This window comes from Pseudoduganella sp. HUAS MS19, from assembly GCF_053615455.1.
In genome coordinates this window covers 4,347,860-4,370,879 of sequence record NZ_CM132133.1, presented here as the reverse complement: position 1 = coordinate 4,370,879, position 23,020 = coordinate 4,347,860, and the positions used below count along the sequence as shown (strand labels likewise).

General features: G+C 66.0%; 18 protein-coding genes. 10 read left to right on the top strand and 8 right to left on the bottom strand.

All coding sequences use genetic code 11. From position 1 onward, the window contains the following. The first annotated feature begins 2 nt into the window (after nucleotides 1–2). Genes pilM through ACWBU6_RS19660 form a run of 3 tightly spaced genes read left to right on the top strand, consistent with a single transcriptional unit; the run spans nucleotide 3 to nucleotide 2,324 of the window. Nucleotides 3–497 (top strand): type IV pilus biogenesis protein PilM, encoded by a 495-nt coding sequence (pilM, locus tag ACWBU6_RS19670; RefSeq protein WP_452645082.1) that lies wholly within the window; start codon nucleotides 3–5, stop codon nucleotides 495–497. After that, entirely contained in the window at nucleotides 494–1,864 is a 1,371-nt protein-coding gene (gene pilV, locus ACWBU6_RS19665; RefSeq protein ID WP_452645081.1) for a shufflon system plasmid conjugative transfer pilus tip adhesin PilV, read from the top strand. The genes pilM and pilV overlap by 4 nt, the downstream gene beginning before the upstream one ends. Continuing rightward, nucleotides 1,842–2,324: a lytic transglycosylase domain-containing protein gene (locus tag ACWBU6_RS19660; RefSeq protein WP_452645080.1), complete on the top strand. Its 483-nt coding sequence runs from the start codon at nucleotides 1,842–1,844 to the stop codon at nucleotides 2,322–2,324. Before pilV ends, ACWBU6_RS19660 begins: the two co-directional genes overlap by 23 nt. A gap of 16 nt (nucleotides 2,325–2,340) precedes the next feature. On the opposite strand, the gene ACWBU6_RS19655 is transcribed toward ACWBU6_RS19660, so the two are convergent. After that, nucleotides 2,341–3,030 (bottom strand): response regulator transcription factor, encoded by a 690-nt coding sequence (locus tag ACWBU6_RS19655; RefSeq protein ID WP_452645079.1) that lies wholly within the window; start codon nucleotides 3,028–3,030, stop codon nucleotides 2,341–2,343. A gap of 199 nt (nucleotides 3,031–3,229) precedes the next feature. On the opposite strand from ACWBU6_RS19655, the gene ACWBU6_RS19650 reads away from it, so the two are divergent. Further along, on the top strand, nucleotides 3,230–4,324 hold the full coding sequence (locus tag ACWBU6_RS19650; protein ID WP_452645078.1) for a type IV pilus twitching motility protein PilT: 1,095 nt from the start codon (nucleotides 3,230–3,232) through the stop codon (nucleotides 4,322–4,324). A gap of 136 nt (nucleotides 4,325–4,460) precedes the next feature. Here ACWBU6_RS19650 and ACWBU6_RS19645 read toward each other — a convergent pair whose 3' ends face one another. Genes ACWBU6_RS19645 through ACWBU6_RS19635 form a run of 3 tightly spaced genes read right to left on the bottom strand, consistent with a single transcriptional unit; the run spans nucleotide 4,461 to nucleotide 7,892 of the window. Beyond that, nucleotides 4,461–5,063, bottom strand: a complete 603-nt coding sequence (locus ACWBU6_RS19645; RefSeq protein ID WP_452645077.1) for a PqiC family protein — start codon at nucleotides 5,061–5,063, stop codon at nucleotides 4,461–4,463. After that, the gene (locus ACWBU6_RS19640) at nucleotides 5,060–6,697 is read right to left on the bottom strand and encodes a PqiB family protein (protein ID WP_452645076.1); all 1,638 of its coding nucleotides are present in this window, start codon (nucleotides 6,695–6,697) and stop codon (nucleotides 5,060–5,062) included. The genes ACWBU6_RS19645 and ACWBU6_RS19640 overlap by 4 nt, the downstream gene beginning before the upstream one ends. Beyond that, nucleotides 6,690–7,892, bottom strand: a complete 1,203-nt coding sequence (locus tag ACWBU6_RS19635; RefSeq protein ID WP_452645075.1) for a paraquat-inducible protein A — start codon at nucleotides 7,890–7,892, stop codon at nucleotides 6,690–6,692. Before ACWBU6_RS19635 ends, ACWBU6_RS19640 begins: the two co-directional genes overlap by 8 nt. Before the next feature lie 119 nt (nucleotides 7,893–8,011). On the opposite strand from ACWBU6_RS19635, the gene ACWBU6_RS19630 reads away from it, so the two are divergent. Next, nucleotides 8,012–8,446 (top strand): hypothetical protein, encoded by a 435-nt coding sequence (locus ACWBU6_RS19630; protein WP_452645074.1) that lies wholly within the window; start codon nucleotides 8,012–8,014, stop codon nucleotides 8,444–8,446. Nucleotides 8,447–8,456: 10 nt separating this feature from the next. Here ACWBU6_RS19630 and ACWBU6_RS19625 read toward each other — a convergent pair whose 3' ends face one another. Both ACWBU6_RS19625 and ACWBU6_RS19620 read right to left on the bottom strand, forming a co-directional pair. Next, the gene (locus ACWBU6_RS19625) at nucleotides 8,457–9,380 is read right to left on the bottom strand and encodes a TIGR03571 family LLM class oxidoreductase (RefSeq protein WP_452645073.1); all 924 of its coding nucleotides are present in this window, start codon (nucleotides 9,378–9,380) and stop codon (nucleotides 8,457–8,459) included. Nucleotides 9,381–9,395: 15 nt separating this feature from the next. Then, nucleotides 9,396–10,571 carry an MFS transporter gene (locus tag ACWBU6_RS19620; protein ID WP_452645072.1) on the bottom strand — a complete coding sequence of 392 codons (1,176 nt, stop codon included), beginning with the start codon at nucleotides 10,569–10,571 and terminating at the stop codon, nucleotides 9,396–9,398. A 222-nt stretch (nucleotides 10,572–10,793) separates the two neighbouring features. Here ACWBU6_RS19620 and ACWBU6_RS19615 point away from each other — a divergent pair, with 222 nt between their 5' ends. The 4 genes from ACWBU6_RS19615 to ACWBU6_RS19600 all read left to right on the top strand — a co-directional run bounded on the left by ACWBU6_RS19615 (nucleotide 10,794) and on the right by ACWBU6_RS19600 (nucleotide 19,122). Next, nucleotides 10,794–13,316 carry a cation-translocating P-type ATPase gene (locus ACWBU6_RS19615; protein ID WP_452645071.1) on the top strand — a complete coding sequence of 841 codons (2,523 nt, stop codon included), beginning with the start codon at nucleotides 10,794–10,796 and terminating at the stop codon, nucleotides 13,314–13,316. Continuing rightward, the gene (locus tag ACWBU6_RS19610; protein WP_452645070.1) at nucleotides 13,313–15,985 is read left to right on the top strand and encodes a bifunctional acetate--CoA ligase family protein/GNAT family N-acetyltransferase; all 2,673 of its coding nucleotides are present in this window, start codon (nucleotides 13,313–13,315) and stop codon (nucleotides 15,983–15,985) included. Before ACWBU6_RS19615 ends, ACWBU6_RS19610 begins: the two co-directional genes overlap by 4 nt. A 115-nt stretch (nucleotides 15,986–16,100) precedes the next feature. Next, complete coding sequence (locus ACWBU6_RS19605) at nucleotides 16,101–17,594, top strand: ATPase domain-containing protein (RefSeq protein ID WP_452645069.1); 1,494 nt, start codon at nucleotides 16,101–16,103, stop codon at nucleotides 17,592–17,594. Continuing rightward, nucleotides 17,587–19,122 (top strand): hybrid sensor histidine kinase/response regulator, encoded by a 1,536-nt coding sequence (locus ACWBU6_RS19600; RefSeq protein ID WP_452645068.1) that lies wholly within the window; start codon nucleotides 17,587–17,589, stop codon nucleotides 19,120–19,122. Before ACWBU6_RS19605 ends, ACWBU6_RS19600 begins: the two co-directional genes overlap by 8 nt. Nucleotides 19,123–19,130: 8 nt before the next feature. Here the strand turns inward: ACWBU6_RS19600 and ACWBU6_RS19595 are convergent, their stop codons facing one another. Together ACWBU6_RS19595 and ACWBU6_RS19590 are read right to left on the bottom strand one after the other, a co-directional pair. After that, nucleotides 19,131–19,940 (bottom strand): pre-peptidase C-terminal domain-containing protein, encoded by an 810-nt coding sequence (locus tag ACWBU6_RS19595; protein WP_452645067.1) that lies wholly within the window; start codon nucleotides 19,938–19,940, stop codon nucleotides 19,131–19,133. Between the two features lie 93 nt (nucleotides 19,941–20,033). After that, nucleotides 20,034–22,436 carry a family 20 glycosylhydrolase gene (locus ACWBU6_RS19590; RefSeq protein WP_452645066.1) on the bottom strand — a complete coding sequence of 801 codons (2,403 nt, stop codon included), beginning with the start codon at nucleotides 22,434–22,436 and terminating at the stop codon, nucleotides 20,034–20,036. Nucleotides 22,437–22,639: 203 nt separating this feature from the next. On the opposite strand from ACWBU6_RS19590, the gene ACWBU6_RS19585 reads away from it, so the two are divergent. After that, complete coding sequence (locus tag ACWBU6_RS19585; RefSeq protein WP_452645065.1) at nucleotides 22,640–23,014, top strand: hypothetical protein; 375 nt, start codon at nucleotides 22,640–22,642, stop codon at nucleotides 23,012–23,014. Nucleotides 23,015–23,020: the final 6 nt, after the last annotated feature.

Sequence of the window (23,020 nt, the reverse complement as noted above, 5' to 3'; positions counted from 1 at the left end):
GCATGTGGAATGTCGTGATCCTGGCACTGGTGATGTCGATGGCGGGCGCCTATGTGGCGCTGGCCGAACGCCATGCCGCGGCCGGGCAGCAGCAACTGGCCGAAGCCAGCGCCGAGGGCATGGCGAACTACCGCAGCGCCGTGGTGGCCTATTTCCAGGCCCACGACCTGCGCGCCACCAGCGTCAACCTCGATACCCTGAAAGCCAGCGGCGTGCTGCGCGACTGGCCGCTGCTGGAGGGACCGCCGGCTACGCCGTGGGGCAACTACCGCGATGCGGCCGGCACCATCTACATCTACGCGCGCCAGTTGCCGCGCCGCGAACTGACGCGCGAGATCGTGCGCCTGGCCCGCAATTCAGTGCTGGCCGGCAGCTACCGGCGCGGCCTGGCCAACCTGCAGTCGCCCGTGTACGGCGACACCGGCATCCCACTGTCGGCACTGGCCAGCCTGGCCCTGCCGGACGGCGTGCCGGTCTGGCTGGCGGTGGCGCCATGATGGCCCGCCGGCACCAGTCGGGTGTGGGCATGCTGGAACTGCTGGCGGCGCTGGCGGTCGGCGCCGTGCTACTGCTTGGCTTGACCGGCATGAGCGACAACTCGCTCGACGAGCTGCGCGGCCAGCAGGCGGCCTACTACCAGTCGCAGGTTGTGCATGCGGCAGGACGCTATATGCAGGCCCACCATGACGAGATCAAGGCGGCAACACCCAGCGCCGCCACCGTGCTGGCGGTCAGCCTGGAACAGCTGCGCGCCGGGCGCTTCCTGCCGGCCGGGTTCACCGACCTGAATGCCTACCAGCAGGGCACCTGCGTCCTGGTGCGCCAGCCCGATGCAGCCGCGGCGCCCGGAAAGTTCGACGCGCTGGTGGTCACCAGCGGCGGCAAGCCTATCGGCGACAAGGACCTGGCCGCCGTGGCCCTGCATGCGGGGCCCGGCAGCGGCTTCATCACGGCGCGCGAACCGGCGGTTGCGCGGGGCGCATCCTGGCGCATGGATACCACGCCTTACCGCGGCATCGCTTGTGCCGGCGGCGCCGGACCCGTGCTGCAGGGGACTGCGGCCGATGCCGGCCACCTGGTATCGAACCTCTTCTACGATGGCGCCGGCCAGCTGGGGGCTGACTTCCTTTACCGCGGTGCAGTGCCGGGCAAGCCGGAACTCAATCGCATGAACACGCAATTGCGTTTCAGCCCCGATGCGCTGGTCGCGGCCGGCGACTCCTGCGTGAATGCCAGCGGTGTCGCGGAGCCGGGGCTGGCGATCGATGCCGGCACGCGCAACCTGCTCAGCTGTGATGCCACCGGGCACTGGAACCTGGCCTCGTCGTGGAAGGCGCCAGTGGCAAGCTGGGGCGACTTGCCGGTGGCCGGCAGCCTGCGCGGCGACGTGCGCATGGTGATGAACCTGAGCCGGGCCTTCACCTTCGACGGCGCCGGCTGGGCGCCGCTTGCCTTGGACAAGGACGGCAACCTCGATGCGCCGGGCGAGGTGAGGGCGCGCAGCCTGCATGCGGCCCAAGCCATCGAATCGGCGGGCACCATCCATGCGACCGACCACATTTCCACCGACCGCGACCTCAAGGCTGGCCGCGACCTGGAGGTGCAGCGCGACGCCAATGTGGTGCGCGGCGTCGCCGCGCGCAGGATCGAGGCCAGCAGCTGGATGGCGGCCCCGTCGATCAATCTCACGTCCCATAAAGTAGCCGGTGGCGCCTGCCATTATTGGGAATGGAGCGAGCTGGAAGGGCGGGACGTATTGAAGTTTCCGACCGGCACCATCGTGATGGACGATAACTTTCACCCGCTGATCTGCGGCCCGGACCATACCTTCAGGTACGCCAATGGAAAACACACGCTCAATTAAGGGCCGCGCCGCGGCCCTGGCGGCCGCCTTGTCGCTGGCCGGCATTCCCGCGCACGCATGCTGGGAGGAGGCTGCGACCTGGTATCGCGTCAATCCCTACCTGCTGTATGCCATCGCCAAGACCGAATCGGGCCTGAACCCCACTGCCATCAACCGCAACAAGAACGGCAGCTACGATATCGGCCTGATGCAGATCAACAGCAGCTGGCTGCCGACGCTGCGCAAGTACGGCGTGGAGGAGAAGGACCTGTACGACGCCTGCACCAGCATCCAGGTCGGCGCCTGGATCCTGGCGCAGAACATGCAGCGCATGGGCGTGACCTGGGAAGCGGTGGGGGCCTACAACGCGCGCGATCCCGCCAAGCGCATCAAATACGCGCTGAAGGTGCGCAAGAACCTGCCGGAGGCGGCACTGGCCGAACAGGCCGGCGGTGCGGGAGCGAACGATGCAGCGTATTGAGCGCCGCCGGGCCGGGCTAGTCCGGCGTGCACAGCTCCAGGCGGTAGCCCTGGGTGTAGGCGGTGCGGATCATGACGATGCGCTTGTCGCCGACCTGCAGCTTCTTGCGCAGTTTGTAGACGTGCTGCTCGATGGTGCGGCCTGCCACTTCGCTGTCCGTGCTCCAGATCACGGCGCCGATGGTGCTGCGCGAGATGTAGACGCCGGGCGAGGAGAAGAACAGCCATGCCATGCTGAATTCGCGCGGGGTCAGCTCGATCGGCTGGCCGAGGAACTGCAACCGCCCGCTATCGCGTTCCAGGCTGTAGCCGGCGTATTCGATGCTGCGCCGCTGCGGTGCGTTGCCGCTGCGGCGCAACAGGGCATTGATGCGCGCCAGCAGTTCCACCGCTTCAAAGGGACGCGGCACGAATTCGTCGGCACCGGCATTCAGCACCAGGGCCGCCAGGGCGGCGCTTTGCAGGGGCGAAAGTATCATGACGGCAGTCGCATCGCCGGTGCGCATGTTCAGCCAGGACAGGAGGCTGTTGTCGGCCTCCGGTTCGCTGGCCAGGTCGATCAGGACCAGGTCGACGTCGTCGCGGCGCACGCCCCGCAGCAGCGCCGTTTCCGAAGCAAAGCGCTGCACGTCGAAGCCGGCGCGCAGCAGCACGCTATGTACCAGTTCGTAGACTTCAGCACTTTGGATATGGCATGCGATCTTCATCTTAGTCCAAACTTAATAGTCACTCCGGCCCGCACCTGCTCATCAGTATTTAATTGGCAATAGTAAACACAATCTTGTATTTTTGCTGCCAGCTCCGCTATTGTGTGCGGGCGCCAGCGCGGGGCAAGAGGTGTGACTTGCATGCGCATCTGTGTAGAATCACGGAGCCTGAATCATTTTCATCTTAGAGGTGACCCTGATGTTCAACGATACTTCGCGAGCCGGCGACTTCCAGCAGAAGTTCATGCAGCTGGTCAGCGGGCAGCAAAGCTTTTCCGATATCCACCTGGAGCAGGGTGCTGCCGCCATGGTGAAGACACCGCGCGGCTGGCAGCAGTTCCACGAGGGCCCGCTGACGCTGGGCGAGCTGCGGCCTCTGTTGGACAGTATCGACGAGGACTGGGAAGACAAGATCGTCGAGAAGGCGCTGGACCGCCCCTTCGTGCTGCAGAATTGCCGCCTGCGCTGCAATATCTATCGCCTGGGCGCGGGCGCCCGGGTTGCGCTGTCGGTGCGCCGGCTGCCGCTGGAACCCCTGCCGCTGGAGCGCACCGGACTGCCGTCCTATGTGCGCACCATGCTTGAATCGAACAAGGGGCTGATCCTGGTAACCGGTCCGACCGGGTCGGGCAAGACCACCACCATCGCTTCGATGCTGGACTACATCAATACCAACCGCAACGGCCATATCGTCACCATCGAAGAGCCGATCGAGTACACCCTGCAGCGCAAGCAGTCGATCATTTCGCAAAAGGAGGTGCCGGTCGATACCGCCAGCTTCTCCAGTGGCCTGCGCGAAGCCCTGCGGCAGAAGCCGGACGTGCTGATGGTGGGCGAGATCCGCGATTACGATACGGCCGAAACCGTGCTGCATGCCGGCGAATCGGGGCACCTGGTGTTGGCCACCATGCATACCGGGAATGCGGTCGGCGCCATCAGCAAGCTGCTTAGCTTCTTCCCGGTCGACCAGCGCGCGCAGCGTTCGGCCATGCTGGCCAGTTCCCTGATCGGGGTGATTTTCCAGAGCCTGCTGCCGTCGGAAAATGGCGAGAATTATGTGCTGGCCAGCGAGATGGTGTTCAACCACAACCAGCAGATTGCCCCGTACATCGTCGACCCCGACAAGCTGCACATGATCGGCGACTACATGAAGCGCAAGGAAGACAGCATGTCGCGGCCGCTGAACGAGGTGCTGCAGCAACTGGTCGCGCGCAAGGAGATCAGTGCGCGCGACGCGCTGCGCGTGGCCTACAACCGCCTGGAACTGCGCGAAATGCTGGGCAATACCCGCTGATGCGAGTGGAAAAGGTCCGGCGCTAACCGGACCCCGGGCGCCGCTGCCGTCAGCATGCTGCCGTTTCCAGGCACGCCCTGATCGGTGCTGCCGTGCGCCGGGAGGTCACCGGGATAGTGAGCGAGCAATCCGGCAGTTAGGACGGGCAGGCCGCCTTGCCCGCAGCGTGGCTGCGTACGGCCTTGGCGATATCGGCCGCCACCCGGGCCACGGCACGGCGGTGCCCCATCACCAGGGCGTCGTAACCTGCGCCAACTTCTTCGCGGGCCGTGCTGCGGCAGGTCTGGACCTGGGTGCTGCCCGCCAGCCGCACGCTCCAGACGGCGTCCAGCAACGCATATTTGCCGGGCGCCGATTCAAAGCGCTGCACATTGGTGCTGATGCGGTAGACCGTGGCCTTTTCCGGCGGCTGGGTGCGGAAGACATCGATGGCGCCAAGTTCTCCGGAGATGGCCAGCGACAGCGCCTGGCCGATCTCGGACGCCGGCGGCGACGACCAGCGTTCCTGCTCCAGCAGGTCGATGCGCCCCTCGCCGGAAGTCACCACCAGCTGGCTGCGCGCCACCTGCTGCGGCACCGTCACGTTCTGCACCTCGATGTAGTAGCCGGGATTCGGCACGCTGGCCGCGGGCGCCATGCCGTTGCTGAGGCTATAGAAGCGTTCCGGCGGCGGACTTGCGCAGCCGGCCAGCGACAAAGCAAACACTACACATCCTGACAGGGCATGCCGGCGCATCATTTGTTCTCCTTCGCAGGCTGGGGTTTGGCACGGATCAGCGCTTCCGGGTGGCGCTGGAGGTAATCGGATAGTTCGTTAAGCGATTGCAGCGTCTGCGTCAGCTGCTGCAGGGCCATGCGCAGGTCGGACTGCACCGGCGAGTCCTGCTGCAGCACCTGCTGCGCCGCGCCGAAGGTCTGGCGCGCTTCGCCCAGCGTGGACTGGAGTTCCGGCACCAGCTGCGAGTCGACCTTCCTGAACAGCTTGTCGGCGCTTTGCAGGGAATCGCGCAGGTTGTTGCCGATCTGGTCGAACGGCACCTTGTCCAGTTTGCGCGCGATGCTGGCGATCTGGGCCTGCAATTCGTCCAGCGCATTGGGCACGGTCGGCACTTCGATAGGATAGGCGTTCATATCGAGCTTGACTTGCGCCGCATTGGGGAAGAAGTCCAGCGCGATATACAGTTGGCCGGTCAGCAGATTGCCGGTGCGCAGCTGGCCGCGCAAGCCATGGCTGACCATGCGTTCGAGCACCAGCGGTCCGGCATTGCGGTCCTTGTCGTCGGTGACGGTTTCCTGGAAGCGGCGGCCCAGGCGGCCCGGATACATATCCACCGTGACCGGCATCCGGAAGTCCTTCTTGACCGGGTCGAACTCGACGCCGACCGAACGCACTTCGCCCAGCACGATGCCGCGGAAGTCCACCGGTGCGCCGGGCGAGAGGCCGCGCAGCGACTGGTTGAAGTAGAACACGGTCGTGATCGGCGCGCCATCGTGCTCGCGCATCGCGCGGGCCTGGTCGGCGGCCAGCGGAAACTCGGTGTTGGGCGGCGCCACGGCGTCCGGCTTGCGGCCAGTGACCGATTCGAAGCCGATGCCGCCAACCAGCAGCGCCGCCACCGACTGCGTGTTCAGTTTGAATCCGCCGGAGTCGAGTTGCAGGTCAACGCCGCTGGCATGCCACCAGCGCGTGTTCCTGCCGACGTACTGGTCATAAGGTGCATTGACGAAAACCTTGATTGCAACGCCCTGGCCGTTGTTTTCCAGCTCGTAGCTGATTACCTGGCCGGCAGGAATGCGGCGGTAGAAGACGGGGGAGCCGGCGTCGATCGAACCCAGCGAATCGCCATGAAGAACGTAATACGTGCCTTTCTGGTCGCCCGCCACTTGCGGCACCTTCTCAAGGCCCATGAATTCGTGGCTGCTTTCCTTCGATTTGCCGGCATCGACGCCGATGTAGGCGCCGGACAGCAGTGTGCCCAGGCCGGATACGCCGCTCACACCGACCCGCGGCTTGACGACCCAGAACCGGGTGTCGGCCGCTGTGAAGCGGCGTGCATCCTTGTTCATGTCGATGGTGACCAGCACCTTGCTCAAGTCCGGCGAGAGGGAGATTGCCCGCACCTGGCCAACGTCCACATCCTTGTATTTCACCTTGGTCTTGCCGGCTTCGAGTCCTTCGCCGCTGCGGAAGCTGACCACCACCGTCGGCCCTTCATCGAAATAGGACTTGGCCACCAGGCCGATGCCGATCAGTGCCGCAAGCAGCGGCACCAGCCACACCAGTGAAGGCAGCCAGTGGCTGGCCTTTTCAAGCTGCGGTTCGGGCAGGGGGGCGCCGGCGGTATTGGCTGGGGTGCCGTAATGTTCAGGCATGTTTTTCTCCATAGGGCGGGACCGGGTCCCAGATCAGGCGCGGGTCGAACTGCATCGAAGCTAGCATGGTCAGCACCACGACCGCGCAAAACGCCAGGGCTCCCGGCCCGGCGGTGATGGTGGCAAGCGTCTGGAACCGTACCAGGGCCACCGTCAGGGTAATGACGAAGATGTCCAGCATCGACCAGCGTCCCACGAATTCCACCATCCGGTAAAGCACCGTGCGCTGCAAGGGCCGCCAGCGCGAGCGGCGCTGCGCCGTCCATGCCAACAGCGACAGGGCCGCCAGCTTCAGCAGCGGCACCAGGATGCTGGCGACGAAGATGATCGCGGCCAGGACGGGCGAACCGCTGTCCCAGAAATACAGCACGCCGCTGATGATGGTGTCGTCCTCCTTGCCGAACAGCGAATGCGTATACATCACGGGCAGCAGGTTGGCGGGAATATACAGGATGGCGGCGCCGATCAGCAGGGCCCAGGTCCGTCCCAGGCTGTCCGGATGGCGGCGGTGCAGGCGCGCGTGGCAGCGGGGACAGTCCTGGTGCGCCGCGCCGCTGTCGGCCGAGACCAGCCCGCAGACGTGGCATGACAATGCCTTTTGCGGCAGCGGCGGCTGAACATCAGGCTGCGGCGCCAGAGCGTCGCCCAGGTTCCACAGCATCCTGGGGTCGAACGAAACCACGATGGCCAGCATCAGCGTCAGCGCCGCGAAGGCGAACAGGCCGGGTTCCAGTACCACCGTGGCCAGGCTGGTCATCTTGACGATGGTGATGAGGATGCCGATCATCAGCACCTCCGTCATGCCCCAGCGCCGCGCCAGGTGCACGGCATACAGCAGCAGGTTGAACGACTTTGGCTTGTGGCCGCCGGCCAGCGCCAGTGTCACGTGTAGCAGCGCCAGCAGTTCGATGGCCGGCAGCAGGATGGTAAACAGGAAGACCGCAGCAGCCACCAGCGGCATATGCCCCTGCCACAGCACGACGATCGCGCCCAGCAGCGTGGCGCGCGAGGCGTTGCCGTTCACATCCAGTTCAACGATCGGAAAGCATTGCGCGATCACGTAGACGATCAGCGCGGCCAGGGTGATGGCCGCCATGCGGCCGGCGTCGGAGTGGATGCCGCGATACATCACCGAGCGGCAGCGTACGCAGCGCGCCTTCTCGCGCGGGCGCACCGGGCGCCGGCTATGCAACACGCCGCAGTCATGGCAGCTAATCAGGTCGTATCGATGCACTCGTCTAGGGGGGCTTTAATATGCCAGCATGATACGACATTTGGCATCCGGGCCAGAACCAGTGACTATTTGACGAGCCGATGGAGGGTGCGCATTACCAGTTTTGCGACCGTAAGGAAGGCTACATCCTGGTCAATGTCGAAGACGGCGGTGACTTCGCCGGCAAGCTGATTAACGAACATACCGGGGCGGTCACTGAAGGCGGCGTAAGCGTCTACTTCTCGGAAGACCGCCGCGCCTATCTCGCCACCGGGCGCTCGGGCGGCCTGGACGGCGACGTATGGAAGATTTTTGCCGCGAACGGCAAGCAATTCTGGTCTGGCTACAACTTCATTTCAGGCCCCGGCCAGGATTACAGGTACGTGGACCTGGACACGCCAACCTGGATGCCGAACGGCGAACTCGTTGCCAACGCGACCTGCGGAACTGACGAGAGCCGCAAATGGAAGATGAAGCTGGTCAAGAACAATGAACAGTGGGACTGGGCGCCCCGCAAGAAGTGCCCGGCCCCGTAATAGCACTGCATCAGGCGTGAAAAAGCGGCATTACGTGTTCGGCGATCTCGTGGAAGGTTTCGCCAAGCGGGCGGCGGTTGCGCCGGAAGTGCAGCCCAACGTGGTCGACGCCGGCCGCGCGTAGCGCTGCCAGCTCCCCGGTCAGTGCGGCACGGCCAGCGCGGAAACCAAAGCGCCAGCGCTGCATCGGTTCATCGGCCCGTTCGCTCAAGTCCAGGTGGATGAAGGTGGCGTATGGCTTGCTCCCGTCCACGGCGCGCCACGCTGCCACGCGGCGTGTGTGGTCCTCCGGTGTGCCGGGGTAGGCCAGCGATCCGTCCAGGTGCTGGCCGACCCACGCCGGGCTTTGCTGGGCCAGGCCCGCGGCCAGCAGCGGCAAAGGCTTTTCGATGCGCGGCAACACATGCAGGCCAGGAGGAAGGCGCGAGTGCGCGCCGTCGCGCAGCAGCGCAACCTGTGTGCGGAACTCCGTCCCGCGCGCTGCGAAATCGCGGCCAAACAGGGGATACTCCACCGGCCTGTCGCCACTGGCCACGCCCAGCATCAGGCGGTTGCAGCTCAAGCGCTGGAGCGTCGCCGCCGACTTCAGGGTAAGCAGCGGTTCGCGGATCGGCAGCACCACGGCGGCCGTGCCAAGCAGGATGTCCCTGGTGATGCCGGCCAGGTAGCCGAGGTAGGAAAACACTTCGAATACCTGGGCCGCGTCGCCGAAAGACGGATCGTACATGGGGACGTCACGCACCCACAGGGCACGGAAACCGAGGCGGTCCGCCAGTTGGGCCAGGTCCGCGTGGCGCTGCAGGTCCGGCTCGCCGGGCAGGCGCCCGGCCTGTTGCCTCGCCTGGTCGCCGGCGTGGCTCCAGTCGTTATCCAGCGGAGCCTCGATGCCGATGCTGAAACCACCTTCGGTCAGGCGAGCCAAGGAAGCGCTCATGAACTCGCTCCCTGCTCAAATCGAGGAAGCGGCGGAAGCCGATGCATCACGGCGGCCCGCATTGCCAAGCCAGACCAGCGCCAGGCCACCGGCGGCCAGTGCCGCGCCAACCAGCGGCACCGCGGCATACCCCAGGCCCTGGCCGATCACCACGCCGCCCAGGGCGGCGCCAAGCGCATTACCCAGATTGAAGGCGCCGACGTTGACCGAAGAGGCCAGGCCAGGTGCCTGCGCCGCTGCCTGCATGACACGCATCTGCACCGGCGGTACGATGCCGAAAGCGGCGGCGCCCCAGACCACGAGGCCAATGGCAGCACCGGTTTCGGTCGTCATCGCCAGCGGCAGCACAGCCATGGTGAGGGCGAGGGCCGCGAGAATCAGCTTGGTGGCGCCATCGAGCGACCAGTCGGCCAGGCGGCCGCCAAGGCTGTTGCCGATTGTGAAGCCGATGCCGATCAAGACCAGGGCCAAGGCGACGAAGCCAGGCGTGGCATGGGTGATTTCAGCCAGGATTGGCGCCACGTAGGTGTAGAGCGCAAACATGGCGCCGGAGCCCATCACGGTAGTGCCCATTGCCAACAGCACTTCGGGGCGCGTCAGCACTTTCAATTCGCGGCGCACGTCTGGCGGCGTGCCAGGTTCGCCCTTCGGCAAGGCCATCCAGAGTGCTGCGATGGTGACCAGCCCCAGCACGGCGGTGCCGCCGAAGGCGACGCGCCAGCCGACTTGCTGGCCGATCCAGGTGGCGGCCGGCACGCCGCCGATATTGGCCAGGGTCAGGCCCATGAACATGGCCGCGATGGCGCTTGCCTGTTTTTCCTTCGGTACCACGCTGGCCGCCACCACGGCGCCGATGCCGAAGAAGGCACCGTGGTTCAGGCTGGTGATCAGGCGCGATAGCAGCAGGGTGGTATAGCCTGGCGCAAAGGCCGACAGCAGGTTGCCCACGGTGAAAATCAGCATCAGCGCCATCAGGGCGGCGCGCTTGCCGAAACGGCTGAACAGCAAAGTCATCACCGGGGCGCCGGCCATGACGCCCACGGCATAGGCCGAAACCAGCATGCCGGCGGTCGGGATGCTGACCTGGACGCCGTCGGCAATCACGGGCAGCAGGCCCATCGGGGTGAATTCGGTGGTGCCGATGGCAAAGGCGCCAGTGGCAAGGGCTAACAGGGCGGTAGTGGATCGCATGGGAATGGACTCATGGAGTTTTCAATGGATCGCAGTGTACCGGGGCAATATTTGCTGATTAAGCCCTGTATGCGCTAAACACTTTTGACTTTGATTCAATAATTGTCCCTGCATCCCGAGGCCGGTGCTGGTTGCCCAATCCGGCCGAACTTGACCTTGATCATGTGCATGGCGCAGCTGCAGCGCTAAGGTGGGCGGATGATCACGTCCTGGAGGACCAGCATGCAAGAGCCGGGATTGCAGGGTTTGTCCCATGAAGAAGCGCGGCGCAGGCTGGCCGAACAGGGGCCGAACAGCCTGCCGCAAGCGCAGCAGCGCATGGCGGCCTTGCTGCTGCATACGGTGAGCGAGCCGATGTTCCTGCTGTTGCTGGGCGCCGCCGTGCTGTACCTGGTGCTGGGCGACTGGCAGGAAGGCGCCGCGCTGCTGGCGATGGCGGCCCTGACCATCGGCCTGGCGCTGTTCCAGGAGGGGCGTACCGAGCGTGCCTTGCAAGCCTTGCGCGATCTCAGTTCGCCGCGTGCGCTGGTGCTGCGCGAGGGCCGTGCGCTGCGCATTGCCGGCAGCGAGGTGGTGGCGGGTGATTTGCTGTTGCTGGCGGAGGGCGACCGCGTGGCTGCCGATGCCGTGCTGCTGCAGGCCACCGGCCTGCGGGTCGACGAATCGCAGTTGACCGGCGAATCAATGGCAGTTGCCAAGTGCGTCGCCGATGGCCCGCTGCCGCCAGCCGCGCCGGGCGGCGACGAGACGCCTTACCTGTGGTCGGGATCGCTGGTCCTGCAAGGCGACGGCCTGGCGCGCGTGAACGCCACCGGGCCCCGCACGGAGCTGGGCAGGATCGGGCGCAGCCTGCAGGCGGTGGGCGGCGAGCCGTCGCCCATGCAGCGCGATGCCAACCGCATGACGCGCCTGATGGCGGTGGCGGCCGTGGCCGTGAGCTTGCTGGCCGTCCTGCTGTATGGCTTGCAAGGCGGGGGCTGGCTGGCGGCCATCCTGGCCGGGATTGCCTTGACGATGTCGCTGCTGCCGGCCGAATTCCCGGTCATCATGACGGTATTCCTCGCCATTGGCGCCTGGCGCATGGCGCGCGTGCAGGTATTGACGCGGCGCCTGGCTTCGATCGAGGCGCTCGGTTCGATTACCGTGCTGTGCACCGATAAGACCGGCACCCTGACGGAGAACCGGATGGGCGTCGAACAGTTGTATGCCGAGGGCGAGTTCCTGCAGTTGCCGCATGCCTTCCAGACCGGGCTGCCGGCTGCGTTCGACGAGCTGGTGCGCTTTGCCGCCCTGGCCAGCAAGCCGCGCGCCAGCGATCCGATGGAGCAGGCCTTTCATGCCCTGGCGGGAGGCACGCGCCAGGATGGATTGCTGCGCGAGTACCCGTTGTCGAGCGGCCTGCGCGCCATGACGCAGGTATGGGATGAGGGTGAGGCCGACCTGGCCACCGTGGCCGCCAAGGGCGCGCCCGAAACCATCGGCGCGTTGTGCCGGCTCGATGAAGGACAGATGGCGGCCCTGCGCGCTGCCGCCGACCGCATGGCGGCGCAAGGTTTGCGGGTGCTTGGCGTGGCGCGGGCGCAGCATGCGGCCGGCTTGCTGCCGGCGGCGCAGGACGGTTTCAGCTACGCCTTCCTCGGCCTGATGGGCCTGGCCGACCCCTTGCGCGCCGAAGTGCCGGACGCGATCGGGCAATGCCATGCCGCCGGCATCCGCGTGCTCATGATCACCGGCGACTATCCGGCGACGGCCGGCAGTATTGCGCAGCGCGCCGGATTGCCCGCCCGCCGGGTGCTGACAGGCGGGGAGCTGGAGCAGATGGACGAAAGCGCCCTGCGTGAGCGCCTGTCCAGCGCCACGGTATGCGCGCGTATCAGTCCGATGCAGAAACTGCGCATCGTCGAAGCGTTGAAGGCCAATGGCGAAGTGGTGGCCATGACGGGCGACGGCGTGAACGACGCGCCGGCGCTGAAATCGGCCCACGTCGGCATCGCCATGGGCCAGCGCGGCACGGATGTGGCGCGCGAAGCCGCGGCGCTGGTGCTGCTGGACGACAATTTCGCCTCCATCGTGCGCGGTATCAGGCTTGGGCGCCGCATCTTTGCCAATATGCGCAGCGCCTTCTCATACGTGTTTGCGATCCATGTGCCGATTGCCGGCATGGCCTTGCTGCCCGCGGTGCTGGGCTGGCCGATGCTGCTCTACCCGATGCATATCGCTTTCCTCGAGCTGGTGATCGGGCCGGCATGTTCGCTGGCCTTCGAATACGAAGCGTCGGACGCCAGCGCCATGACGCGCCCGCCGCGCCGGCCCGACGCGCCCTTGCTGGAGCGGGCCACGCTTGCCGGCGCGCTGGTGCAGGGCCTGGTTGGCCTGCTGGCGACGGCGCTGGCCTATGCCTGGGCGCTCGGGAACATGACTGCGCCGGCCGCCCGGGCTGCAGGTTTTGCCGCCCTGGTGCTGGTCAACCTGTCGCTGATTTTTTCGAACCTGTCCGCCGCCCGCAGCGCGCTGGCGCACCGGGCGGCTGGCAACCGCGTGTCGCACCTGGTGGCGGCCGTGACCTGCACCATGCTGCTGCTGGTGCTGTATGTGCCGCCGCTGGGGCAAGCCTTCCAGCTCGGCATGCCGGGCGCGCTGGAGCTGGGGCTGGCCGTGGCCGTCGGCCTGGCTTGTTTTGTGGTCAACCAGGCGGCCATGCGCGCCGCCGTGCGCTGGCAGCGCCAAATTGAGAGGAAAGCATGAGCATTCGCAACCTGGAATTCCTGTTCCAACCCGCCTCGGTGGCCGTGATCGGCGCCTCCGAGCGGCCGCACAGCGTCGGTGCCACGGTGCTGGCCAACGTGCTGCAGGGCGGCTTCGACGGCCCGGTGTGGCCGGTCAATCCCAAGTACTCGGCCCTCTGCGGACGGGCGGCTTTCCACCGCGTGCGCGACCTGCCGCGGGCGCCGGACCTGGCCCTGGTCTGCACGCCGCCGGCCACGGTGCCCGGGCTGGTCGACGAATTGGGGCGGATGGGCTGCAAGGCTGCCGTGGTGATCACGGCCGGCCTCGACGCCGCGCAGAAGTCGGCCATGCTGGCGGCGGCGCGGCCGCACCTGCTGCGCATCCTCGGCCCCAATTGTGTCGGCCTGCTGGTGCCGGGTATCGGGCTGAATGGCAGCTTCGCGCACCTGCCGGCGTTGCCCGGCAAACTGGCCTTCGTGTCGCAGTCGGGCGCCATGGTGACCGGCATCCTCGATTGGGCGCGCAGCCGCAATATCGGTTTTTCGCGCTTCGTCTCGCTGGGCGACAGCAGCGACGTTGACTTCGGCGATGTGCTGGATTACCTTGCCAGCGACCGCGAAACCCAGGCCATCCTGCTGTACATGGAAGACGTGCGGGCAGCGCGCAAATTCATGTCGGCGGCGCGCGCCGCTGCGCGCAGCAAGCCGGTCCTGGTGGTGAAGTCGGGACGCTTTGCCGAAGGCGCACGGGCCGCCAACTCGCACACCGGCGCGCTGGCCGGCTCCGACGCCGTGTACGACGCTGCCATCCGGCGCGCCGGCATGCTGCGCGTGCTGAGTACCGAAGAGCTGTTCGACGCGGTGGAAACGCTGGCCGCGGGTCGTCCTCTGGCGGGCGAACGGCTGGCGATCCTGACCAATGGCGGCGGCCCCGGCGTGCTGGCCACCGACGCGCTGGTAGGCGCGGGAGGAAAGCTGGCGCAGCTGACGAGCGCCACCTTGCGCCGGCTGGACGAAGTGCTGCCGGCCACCTGGTCGCATGCCAACCCGGTCGACATCATTGGCGATGCTCCCGGCCGGCGTTACAGCGAGGCGATGAAAGCGCTGCTGCAGGACGAGGGCGTCGATGCGGTGCTGGTGATGCACGCCCCGACCGCCATCGTGCCGTCGATGGAAGTGGCGCAGGCAGTGGCGGCGACGGCACGCGATGCCCGGTGCAATGTGCTGTCCTGCTGGCTGGGCGGTGAGGGCATGGCGCCGGCGCGGCGCGTGCTGGGCGAAGCCGGCGTCGCCAGCTTCGCCACGCCGGAGGATGCGGTGGGCGGCTTCATGCAGATGGTGAACTACCGCCGTGCGCAACAACTGCTGATGGAGGTGCCGGGCGCCGCTGCCAGCGATTTCTGCCCGGACCAGGCCCGCGCACGGCAGGTGGTGGCCCACGCGCTGGAGTCGAACCGCCCTATGCTGAGCGAGCCGGAGGCCAAGGAAGTGCTGGCCTGCTACGGCATTCCGGTGGTGGAAACCGCCATTGCCGACCGCGTCGAGGCGGCTGTGCTGCTGGCCGGGCGCATCGGCTACCCCGTCGCGCTGAAGATCCTGTCGCCGGACATCACGCACAAGACCGACGTCGGCGGCGTCGAGCTGGACCTGGACACTCCGGAAGCGGTGCGCGCCGCGGCGCTGGCGATGCGCGCACGCCTGCACGCGCTGCATCCCAAAGCGCATCTGCGCGGCTTTACGGTGCAGGCCATGGCACGCAGGCCCGGGGCACATGAACTGATCGTGGGCGCAAGCTGCGATCCGGTATTCGGCCCGGTGATCCTGTTCGGCCAGGGCGGCATCGCGGTGGAAACCATCGGCGACCGCGCGCTGGCGCTGCCGCCGCTGAACCAGGTGCTGGCACGCGACCTGGTGGGCCGCACGCGGGTGGCACGCCTGCTGGCCGGCTACCGCGGCCGTCCCCCGGCCGACATCGAGGCGGTGTGCACAGTGCTGGTGCGCATCGCCACGCTGCTGGCCGACTTGCCCGAAGTGCAGGAACTGGACATCAATCCCTTGCTGGCCGACGAACACGGCGTGCTGGCCCTCGATGCGCGCATGCGGGTGACGCACGCTGCCCAGATCGGCCCGGCGCGCTTTGCCATCCGGCCGTATCCGGCCGAACTGGAGGAAAGCGTGGCCTGGGAAGGCGGCGCCTTGCTGCTGCGGCCGATCCGCCCGGAAGATGCGCCGCAGCACAGCGCCTTTTTTGCCGCCCTGACGCCTGAAGACGTGCGCTTTCGCATGTTCGCCCAGGTGCATTCGCTGCCTGCGGCGCAATTGGCACGCTGGACCCAGATCGACTACGACCGCGAAATGGCCTTTATCGCTACCCGCCCGGGTGCCAACGGTCCGGAAACGCTGGGCGTGGCGCGCGCTGTTGCGGACCCCGACAACCTCAGTGCGGAGTTTGCGGTGGTGGTGCGCTCGGACTTGAAGGGGCGCGGACTCGGAGCGCTGCTGATGGAGAAGATACTGCGCTATTGCCGTGCGCGCGGCACGCAGCAACTGGTGGGCGAGGCCTTGCCGGAAAACCTGCGCATGCTGCAACTGGCGCACCGCCTGGGTTTCGCCGTGGCGCCGGCCGCTGCCAAGGGGACGATCGGCATGCGCCTGGTGCTGGGGGACGGGCAGGCATCCCATGGCTGACTGTGCATGTGAACCGATGGAAAAATTTCTCAGGTGCAAGTAAAGAACAATCGAAACAAGCCGTTCTGCAACAACTGCTATAGTGTCTTATCGACAATCTTCGTGCAGGACTGACATGCTCCAGCCGCAGAACAAGCAGACTGATGCCTTTATTTCAACCGGCATTGCCGGCCTCGATGCGATCCTGGCGGGCGGCCTGACCAAGGACCGGCTTTATCTGCTGGAAGGTGAGCCTGGCACGGGCAAGACCACGATGGCCCTGCAGTTCCTGGCGGAAGGGGCCCGGCAAGGCGAGCCAGTGCTCTACATTACCCTGGCGGAAAACGAAGTCGAGTTACGGGCGGTCGCGCAGTCGCATGGCTTTTCGATGGACGGCATCACCGTGCACGAAATCATCCCGGCCGAAAGCGTGCTTGACCCGGATGAGCAGTACACGGTGTTCCATCCTTCCGAAGTGGAACTGGGCGAAACCAACCGTCTGATCCTGGCGCAGATCGACCGCCTCAATCCGAGGCGCGTGGTGCTCGACTCGCTGTCGGAACTGCAACTGCTGGCCGGCAGTCCTTTACGCTACCGGCGGCATGTGCTGGCGCTCAAGCAGTATTTCGCCCGGCGCGCCTGCACCGCGCTGTTCCTGGACGACAAGACGGCCGTGGGCGGCGACCAGCAGGTGCGCAGCATTGCGCATGCCGTGATCTCGCTGCAACAGATCGAATCGGGTTACGGCGCCGAACGCCGCGTTTTACGCGTTGTGAAATACCGCGGCATCGACTACCGCCGTGGGCCGCACGACTATGTGATCGTTTCCGGCGGGGTGGTTGCCTATCCGCGCATCGTGGCGTCCGAATCGCGTGAGATGGTGCGGCGGCAGCAAGTGCCAAGCGGCTTGTCTGCCCTGGACGCCTTGCTGGGCGGCGGTCTGGAAGAAGGCTCCAGCACACTGGTCTCCGGACCGCCCGGCACCGGCAAGTCGAGTCTTGCGGCCCAGTTCGTCAAATCCGTTACGCAGCGCCAGCACAAGGCGGCCATGTTCGTATTTGAAGAGTCCTTCAATACCTTGCTGAACCGTGCGGACGGCATCGGCATGGATTTGCGCACACCGCTGGAAGCGGGCCTGCTGCGGGTAAACCAGATCGACCCGGCCGAACTGTCACCCGGCCAGTTCGCGCACCTGGTGTGCAAGGCGGCGGACGAAGGCGCCAAGGTAGTGGTGATCGACAGCTTGAACGGCTATATGAATGCGATGCCGGAAGCGCGCTTCCTTACCACCCATTTGCGCGAGGTGCTGACTTACCTGGGACAACGCGGGGTGGCAACCCTGCTGGTCGGGGTGCAACAGGGCGTGATCGGCCCGATGGGCAGCAATGTGGACGTCAGCTACCTGGCCGACAATATGCTGCTGCTGCGTTATTACGAGGCCGGCGGCGCAGTGCACAAGGCCCTGTCGGTATTCAAGAAGCGCGGCAGCCGGCACGAAACGACATTGCGCTCCTTCGCCATTACGGACAAAGGGATCGAGGTGGGGCCGGTGCTGAAGGACTTCCGCGGCATCCTGACAGGGGTACCTGTGAAACTGGTCAAAGGCAAGGACGAAGCGGAGCATGAATGACTTGGAACAGCGCATTGTCATCTTTGCACCGGTCGGCAAGGACGCGCGGCTGATCGACCAGGTGCTGGGACAAGCGCGCCTGCGTTGCCATATCTGCCATGAGCTGGGCGAAGTGGTGCAGGAACTGCAGCAGGGCGCGGCAGCCCTGTTCGTGGTGGAAGAAGCCTTCAATGACGACTTCCTGCGCGAGCTGACCGGCTTCCTGGCCTCACAACCTGCCTGGTCGGACCTGCCGGTGCTGGTCTTGAGCAAGGAAGGGCTGGATTCGCCCGGCATCCAGAGGATCTTCGAACGGGTCGGCAACGTGACCCTGCTTGAGCGGCCGGTGCGCCGCGCCACCCTGGTGAGCGCAGCGCTGTCGGCAGGACGCGCGCGCCGGCGCCAGTACGAGATGCGCGAAGTCGACCGCCGCAAGGACGAGTTCCTGGCCATTCTTGGCCATGAGCTGCGCAATCCGCTGGCGCCGATCCGCACCGCAATGGACGTGCTGAATACCATCCCGAGCGCCGATCCAAAGGTGCGCAGCATCAGCCAGGTGGTTGAACGCCAGGTGCGCCACCTGACGCGCCTGGTGGACGACTTGCTCGATGTGGCGCGCATCACCAACGACAAGGTTGCGCTGCAGTGCGAACGCGTCAGCCTGGCGACGGTGTTGCAGCATGCCGTGGAAATCTGCCGCCAGCAGATGGACGCCGGCGGCCATGCGCTGGACCTGCGCCAGCCCGCAGCCAGCGTGCTGCTGTTCGGGGACCGTGCGCGGCTGGTCCAGAGCCTGGCCAATGTGCTGAGCAACGCGGCCAAGTTTTCGCCGCCGCGCTCGACCATTCACCTGCATGCGGAAGTGGATGGCGAAGACATCGTATTTACAGTGCGCGACCATGGCGCCGGGCTTGAGCCGGAAGCCCGTTCCCGCATCTTCGACCTGTTCGTGCAAGGGCAGGCCGGACGCGTGCATACTTTGGGCGGCCTGGGAATCGGGCTTAGCCTGACCCAGCGTTTCACGCGCATGCACGGCGGAAGCGTGACCGTTGCCAGCGAAGGCTCCGGCAAGGGCTGTGAATTCGTCCTGCGCATGCCGATCGTTGTGCCGGAGCGGCGCAGCAAGGAAAGGCATATCCAGGGGACGCCCAAAGGCCTGGCCGACGACGCGCTGCGCATCTTGATCGTGGACGATAACGAAGATGGCGCGGACATGCTGCGGGTGATGCTGGAAATGGAAGGTTACACGGTTGCCATGGCCCACGATGGCCAGGGGGCGATCGACGTGGCCGGCCGCTACCGCCCCCAAGTCATCCTCATGGATATTGGGCTGCCCGATATGCAGGGCTACGAAGCGGCGCGCCGCATCCGCGAGCGCGAGGGCAGGGAGGACACCGTTTTCATCGCCATGACAGGTTGGGGGCATGACGAGGCGCGCCGCCAGGCGTCCGAAGCCGGCATGCAGCATTACCTGGTCAAGCCGGTGGACCTGAATGTGCTGCGCAAGCACCTGGCCGAGATCCGCGAACAGGCCTTACAGCGCGCCTGACCGGGCGCTTACTGTACCGCGGCGGCGCTCAGAGAAACGCCGCTGAAGGTGGTGTAGGAGCGGATGCCTATGTGCCAGGTTCCTGCCTGCGGGTTGCTCAGCGCACAGGATTCGGTGTTACCGTTCTTGTAGGGACGGCAGGCGTAATCGTTGGCAGTAGGCTGTTGGCCGAAACGGACGTACAGGTCGCCGTCGCCGCTGCCGCCACTCATGTTCACGTTCAGGGTATTGGCGCATTCGGGTACGTTGACGGTGAAGTACAGCCAGCTGCCGGAGATGGCGGTCAGGCTGGACTGGTTCAGCGTGGCGCCCGCGCACGGCAGGACCAGGGTGCTTGGCATCGAATGCAGCAGGTTGGTGGTGACGGTGCCGTCGGCGGCAAACGTTAGCTGGTACAGGCGATCGAATTCCGTTTCGGCGATGGCGCTGCCCGGATCGCCGCCCAGTTGCCGGATCAAGTCGGGTGTGGTGTCCGAATGACCGACCACCAGGGCATTGTCGGGCAGCGCGCGCAGTTGCTGCGCGAACGTGGCGAGCTGGCCCGGGTCGTAGGTGGTGACCGGCAGGTTCAGGTAGCTGGCCAGGGGCTGTGCGGTCTGCCGCGTGCGCTGGTAGGCAGTGGAATAGATGTGCCTGACCTGCGCGTCTTTCAGCGTCGCCGCGATGTTGGTGGCGCGTACCTGTCCTTCGGCAGTCAGTGCCGGATCGGTGCCGGTAGCGGCTTTCTCAGCGTGGCGCGTCAGGTAGATCGTACCGGCGCCGGCCGGGATGTGCGTTGCGCAGATTGCCAGGGCAAGTCCGCCCAATATCTTCTTCATGTAGTCTCCCGAAATGAATAGTTTCAAAATGTTGCGTTAAAGGCAATAATGCGACGGCGAGGATACGCCATTTCGGGAGATCGTAGTGTTTCTTTAGCGGTTGTCGATGCGCGAAATGCCACCGCGCCTGCCATTGCGGTCGAATGCAGCGACCTGGATGGTGCCACGCTCGGTGATCGGGCCCTGCACCTGCGGGCTGGCGGCCGTTGGCTCGCTGCCGTCGCTGGTATAGCGCAGGTTGAAGCCGGGCAGGGCATGGTTGGCGTGGACCTTGCCGCCGTCCAGCGCCAGGCCGGGTGGCGCGATGCGGTAGTTGACCGGGCCCAGTGGCGATGGCTCCAGGTCCAGGCGCGGCAGCACGCGCTGGCCGAGGACGTTGGCGAAGGCCGGCCAGGCGCCGCTATGAACCGGCGCGGCCCAGGCGCGTTCCGCCATGGCCAGCAGGCGCGGCATGAGCAGGTAGTCGATCAGCCCGGGTTCGCGTATGGTCTCGGTCCAGAGTGCCGCTTCCAGGCCGCGTATGCGGCGCTTGCCGGACTCGGTCAGGCTCTTGTCCAGCGGGATGAAGTTGTAGACGTCATCGAGCTCGATATAGGCGGCCCAGTTGACGCCTGGTTCGTCAGGATTCTTGTTGTGGCTCATGTCCAGGTACTGCCTGGTGGCCGGCGCCAGCACCACGTCGTAGCCCGCGTTGGCGAGGCGGTAGCCCAGGTCCGCGGCATCGCCGACGTTATTCCATACATAGAGCGTGAAATTGCGCTGTGCGAAATGGGGATTGGGCGTGTGCTTGCGCGTGCCAAGTTCCTCCCAGCCGGAGGTGGCCAGGCCGTTCCCGCGCAGGATGGCGTCGACGCGGTCGTAGAAGTAGTCCCACAGCCCGGCCTTGCCTTGCAGCTTCCTGCGTGCCATCAGGGCTCGGCTGAGCGGCGACTTTTCCCAGGCGCCGGCAGGCAGTTCGTCGCCGCCCACGTGCAGCGTGCGCAGCGGGACGCCGGCCTCGCGGTGCAGGGCAGCGACTTCTTTCACAACATGCCCGATGAAGGTGAAGGTGGACTCGCGGCCCGGGTTCATCACGTTATCATTGTAGTTCTGCGCGGATTTGTATTGCGACTGGTCGGCCGGGTCGTGCAGCAGGTATTTGCCGGCGCCGGCCTGGCCGGCGGCCTTCATGCGCAGGTAGCGTGCCTGCATCGCCTGCACCGCGGCCCGCGCGTGGCCGGGCATTTCGATTTCCGGGATGACCTCGATATGGCGGGCCGCCGCATAGCGCAGGATGTCGAGATAGTCGGCGCGCGAGTAGTAGCCGCTGCCGTGCGGATCGGCGGCGCCCGGGCCGGAGCCATAAGCCGGCTGCAGGCGCACGCCTGGCCTGGCGCTGTGGCCGCGCACTGCACCAATGCTGGTCAATTCCGGCAGGCCGGGGATCTCCAGGCGCCAGCCTTCGTCGTCGGTCAGGTGGAAATGGAAGGCGTTCAGCTTGAAGCGCGCCATCAGGTCGAGCAGGCGGAAGATGGTTTGTTTGGGCTGGAAGTTGCGGCTGACATCGAGCATCAGGCCGCGATAGGCGAAGCGTGGCGCATCGGTGACGGCAAGCATGGGCAGTTGCAGCGCTATCCTGTCGCCGGTGGCGGGAAGCGGCAGCAGGTCGCGCAGCGATTGCAGGCCATGTGCGACGCCGGCGGCGCTGTTGCCGGTGATGGCAACGCCGGCCGCGTCCACGGCCAGTGTGTAAGCCTCCGGCGACGCCTGGCCGGCAATCGGGGCGATCGCGAGGCGCAGCGTGGCGCTGCCGGAAGGCGTCGTTGCGGCGGCCGGCCAGTATTGCCTGAGCAGGCCGGCGGCAAGAGCGGCCTCGTTTTCCAGCCCTGCACCGGCAACGATGGCAGGCGCCGATTGCATGTGCAGCACGCCATCGCGCTTTTGCAGTGCCAGCGGCGTAGGGAAGATGGGCGGCAGCGCGTCGGCGGGCAGCAGGGCGGTGTCCGCGTTGCGGCGGTAAAGTTCCTGGGCGGTTATTGCCTGGCCTTTGTCAAGCTGGTCCGGGCGCGGCAATGGCAGCAGCTGGTAGTCGGTGATGGCCTGGGCCGCTTCCGGCGCTTCTTCATACACGAGGTACAGGCCGGAAGGTGCGCGGTACGCCTTGGCGTCGGGCGAGTGGGCGCGATAGACGGCGTCCAGCGACTGGCCCGGCGCCAGGCCGGCAAAGCCGGGTGCCGGGCGCAGGCGGTACAAGGTGCCTCCCAGCCCATCGATTGTCAGCTTGCCGGCCAGCGGTCCCGGATCGGTGCATTCGACGCAGTTGAAGTAGATCGACCAGCCTTGCGGCGGCAGGGGATTGCGGTCGAGATTTGCGATTCCGAGCCGGCCGGCCTGGCCGGCATCCTGCTGCTCCCAGCGCACCTGCAGGCGTTCGCCGCTGGCATATTGGGGCGCCGCGCGGGCGGTGGAAAGTGTGAGCAGGAGCGCAAGGCAAACAACCGAACTTTTTGAAGTCATGGCATCTGGCTGGTCTCGTGTTATAGGTTCGTCAAGCTAACACAAGTCCTCCACTTGTTAACGGTTTCTGTGGAAAAGTCTGTTAACAAGGCCGGGGGCGGTGCGCTAAGGTCATGATTTAACGTGGGAAAAACGTACTGCGTAAATTAATGGCAGCGCCGGCCTCATTGCGGAACTGACCGAAACGGACTATCATCGCCCCCATGAAACTCCGCCGGACTTCCAGGATCGTGGCCGCTGTGGTGGCGCTGTTCAGCATGCTGTTCATGCAGCTTGCGGTAGCGTCGTATGCCTGTCCTTCCGCCGGAAATCCGGTTGCCGCCGGCGCCCAGTGCGCCGGCATGGACCCGGCCCAGCCCAGCCTGTGCAAGGCAAAGGCGGCCAACCTGGCCGCCAAGCAGTCGCTCGACAAACCCGACCTGCCTCCTGTGCTGCCATTCGTCGCGGCCGACCTGGCAGGCGTAGTCATCGCCGATGCGTGGGCGCCCGATTCCAGCGAGGAGACAGCTGTCCAGCCAGGCTTGGCGCGCAGCCTGTCGCCGCCGCACTCCATAGAGCATTGCTGCTTCCGTCATTGACCTTCC

What these genes read in the sequence shown, in the direction of transcription:
- pilM (WP_452645082.1), top strand. Translation starts at nt 3, where the DNA reads ATGTGGAATGTCGTGATCCTGGCACTGGTGATGTCGATGGCGGGCGCC.
- pilV (WP_452645081.1), top strand. Translation starts at nt 494, where the DNA reads ATGATGGCCCGCCGGCACCAGTCGGGTGTGGGCATGCTGGAACTGCTG.
- ACWBU6_RS19660 (WP_452645080.1), top strand. Translation starts at nt 1,842, where the DNA reads ATGGAAAACACACGCTCAATTAAGGGCCGCGCCGCGGCCCTGGCGGCC.
- ACWBU6_RS19655 (WP_452645079.1), bottom strand. Translation starts at nt 3,030, where the DNA reads ATGAAGATCGCATGCCATATCCAAAGTGCTGAAGTCTACGAACTGGTA.
- ACWBU6_RS19650 (WP_452645078.1), top strand. Translation starts at nt 3,230, where the DNA reads ATGTTCAACGATACTTCGCGAGCCGGCGACTTCCAGCAGAAGTTCATG.
- ACWBU6_RS19645 (WP_452645077.1), bottom strand. Translation starts at nt 5,063, where the DNA reads ATGATGCGCCGGCATGCCCTGTCAGGATGTGTAGTGTTTGCTTTGTCG.
- ACWBU6_RS19640 (WP_452645076.1), bottom strand. Translation starts at nt 6,697, where the DNA reads ATGCCTGAACATTACGGCACCCCAGCCAATACCGCCGGCGCCCCCCTG.
- ACWBU6_RS19630 (WP_452645074.1), top strand. Translation starts at nt 8,012, where the DNA reads ATGGAGGGTGCGCATTACCAGTTTTGCGACCGTAAGGAAGGCTACATC.
- ACWBU6_RS19625 (WP_452645073.1), bottom strand. Translation starts at nt 9,380, where the DNA reads ATGAGCGCTTCCTTGGCTCGCCTGACCGAAGGTGGTTTCAGCATCGGC.
- ACWBU6_RS19620 (WP_452645072.1), bottom strand. Translation starts at nt 10,571, where the DNA reads ATGCGATCCACTACCGCCCTGTTAGCCCTTGCCACTGGCGCCTTTGCC.
- ACWBU6_RS19615 (WP_452645071.1), top strand. Translation starts at nt 10,794, where the DNA reads ATGCAAGAGCCGGGATTGCAGGGTTTGTCCCATGAAGAAGCGCGGCGC.
- ACWBU6_RS19610 (WP_452645070.1), top strand. Translation starts at nt 13,313, where the DNA reads ATGAGCATTCGCAACCTGGAATTCCTGTTCCAACCCGCCTCGGTGGCC.
- ACWBU6_RS19605 (WP_452645069.1), top strand. Translation starts at nt 16,101, where the DNA reads ATGCTCCAGCCGCAGAACAAGCAGACTGATGCCTTTATTTCAACCGGC.
- ACWBU6_RS19600 (WP_452645068.1), top strand. Translation starts at nt 17,587, where the DNA reads ATGAATGACTTGGAACAGCGCATTGTCATCTTTGCACCGGTCGGCAAG.
- ACWBU6_RS19595 (WP_452645067.1), bottom strand. Translation starts at nt 19,940, where the DNA reads ATGAAGAAGATATTGGGCGGACTTGCCCTGGCAATCTGCGCAACGCAC.
- ACWBU6_RS19590 (WP_452645066.1), bottom strand. Translation starts at nt 22,436, where the DNA reads ATGACTTCAAAAAGTTCGGTTGTTTGCCTTGCGCTCCTGCTCACACTT.
- ACWBU6_RS19585 (WP_452645065.1), top strand. Translation starts at nt 22,640, where the DNA reads ATGAAACTCCGCCGGACTTCCAGGATCGTGGCCGCTGTGGTGGCGCTG.